This window comes from Aminobacter sp. P4_D5, assembly GCF_056401815.1.
Genome location: NZ_JBFUIP010001087.1, coordinates 1 through 585 on the forward strand (window position 1 = coordinate 1; position 585 = coordinate 585).

The following is a 585-nucleotide window of genomic DNA, read 5'->3' on the forward strand; positions in this document are numbered from 1 at the left end:
GTCCGGACCATCGTCGACAACATCGGCGCCTCCGCCAGCGGCATCAACATGACCTACGCCGCCTCGGGCACCGTGGGCCCGATGGACGGCGACATCCTCATCAGCCTCAATCACGGCCACGCGCCCACGGCCGGCTACATGCAGCGGCTGCGGCTGGAGCTGCCGCGCCTCTTCCCGACCGTGACCTTCTCCTTCCTGCCGGCCGACATCACCAGCCAGATCCTGAACTTCGGCTCGCCCGCGCCGATCGACGTCCAGGTGACCGGCCCCAACCTCGCCGAGAACCAGGAACATGCGCAGCGCATCCTGCGCGCCATCCGGGGTATCGACGGGCTGGTCGACGCCCGCATCCAGCAGCCCGCCAGCAGTCCTTCGCTGCGCTTCATGGCCGACCGCACGCGCATCAACGCCATGGGGCTGGACGAGCGCGACGTGACCACGAGCCTCGCCGGCGCCGTCGCCGGCTCGCTGCAGACGGCGCCGGTCTACTGGCTGAACCCGGCCAATGGCGTGACCTACCCGGTCGTCGCGCAGACGCCGGAATACATGGCCGACACGATCGAGGAGCTGGAATCCATCCCGGTC

Annotated in this window: 1 pseudogene; it reads left to right on the forward strand. The window is 69.2% G+C overall.

The window, feature by feature from the left end:
* A pseudogene (locus AC1DWF_RS36805) lies at positions 1-585 on the forward strand (efflux RND transporter permease subunit); the annotation flags it as partial.